This is a genomic window from Acinetobacter sp. YH16032, from assembly GCF_013417345.1.
Lineage (GTDB): Bacteria > Pseudomonadota > Gammaproteobacteria > Pseudomonadales > Moraxellaceae > Acinetobacter.
In genome coordinates this window covers 1-1,418 of the sequence record NZ_VPEE01000151.1, presented here as the reverse complement: position 1 = coordinate 1,418, position 1,418 = coordinate 1, and the positions used below count along the sequence as shown (strand labels likewise).

General features: G+C 45.1%; 3 protein-coding genes and 1 pseudogene. All 4 read left to right on the top strand.

The window, feature by feature from the left end; translation table 11 throughout:
- A partial coding sequence (locus FTV32_RS17385) for a hypothetical protein (RefSeq protein WP_218947446.1) occupies positions 1-180 on the top strand: 180 nt, incomplete at its 5' end.
- A gap of 21 nt (positions 181-201) precedes the next feature.
- Positions 202-585 (top strand): annotated as a pseudogene (locus FTV32_RS17090) (transposase).
- A complete protein-coding gene (gene tnpB / locus FTV32_RS17085) occupies positions 582-917 on the top strand; it encodes an IS66 family insertion sequence element accessory protein TnpB (RefSeq protein ID WP_000618091.1) in 336 nt (111 codons plus the stop codon). The pseudogene FTV32_RS17090 and the gene tnpB overlap by 4 nt, the downstream one beginning before the upstream one ends.
- 74 nt (positions 918-991) lie before the next feature.
- On the top strand, positions 992-1,418 hold a 427-nt coding region (locus FTV32_RS17080; RefSeq protein ID WP_218947445.1), incomplete at its 3' end, for a transposase.

Below are 1,418 nucleotides of genomic sequence, written 5' to 3'. Positions count from 1 at the left end.
GATCAATTTCTTCAAACCATTTTTCCAAAGCTTCAGGAGTTGGTAAACCTCCCTGTACTTCAATATAGTCTGGAGCTTCTATCTCACATAGTGCCGTTGTTTGGTTCCTACCGACGTAAGCATCCGGCTAACACAGCCTTACCAAGCGATCCTATAAGCCTTAATTTAGTTCCCACCTAAAAACAAGTGGGGACTTAATCCATGAACATGGATATATATTCAGCAACACCTCCTGTTGCTAAAAAACGCAGAACATACAGCAAAGAATTCAAACTCAGTATTATCAATGCCTGTAAAAATCCTAATACCTCGATCGCTTCGGTCGCACTGCAACATGGTATTTAGGCCAACCTTGTCAGTCGTTGCATCAGCATCTTCAGCCATCATGAGGGTGCCGTGCAGGATCCTACTCATGTGAATCCAGCATTTATTGCTTTGCCTTACACTGCTGCAATCAGCCAACCTATTGATGAGAGGATCACGTTGTGTATCACCGTGCCTCATACGAATAATGATATTCAGCTAAAATGGCAGACATCAGAAATACCTGCCTTGGCAGAATTACTCAAGGCACTTGCAACATGATCCGCATTGATGAAATCTGGTTGTCTACTCAGCCCATGGACATGCGTGCAGGTATGGATACGACCATGGCTCAGGTGGTGAGAGCCTTTGGCTACATCAAACCGCATTGTGCTTACCTGTTCTGTAATAAACGTGGCCATCGCATGAAAGTACTGGTACATGATGGACTGGGCATCTGGCTGTGTGCCCGGCGGCTGGAACAGGGAAAATTTCACTGGGCTCAAGTTCACCAAGGTGAAACCGTGGCCCTCAGCCCGGAACAGTTACAGGCACTGATCCAAGGTTTGCCCTGGCAGCGCATTGGACGACAGCAGGTGGTGACGATGCTTTAAACCAGGCTGTTCCATTCTGCTATTCTCCAAACGTTCTATTTCATTCTTCTCATGACCTCAGGCATACTGCGGTCATGAATACGCTGCCTGACTTAAGCCAACTGACCCATGAACAACTGCTGGAATTCACCAGACAGTTGGCGATGCAGCATCAGTCTCTAGCACAATCAAATCAAGAATTAGAAAAATCAAACCAGCAATTGGATGCCAAAGTTCAACATCTTGAAGTCACCAATCAGCAATTAGATTCTAAAGTTCAACATCTTTCTATTCTCAATCAAAAATACGAGCATGAACTCGCACTATTTAAACAGCACAAATTCGGCAGTAAAAACGAACATCTCACTGCAAAACAAATCCACCTGTGGGATGAAGCGGTCGAAGAAGATATTGCAGCCGTTGATCTGGAACTGGAACGGCTGAATGCAGATAAAACCGATGCAGCGACACACAAAGCCAAAGCAAATAAACCTAAACGTCGACCACTGCCAGATCATCTAC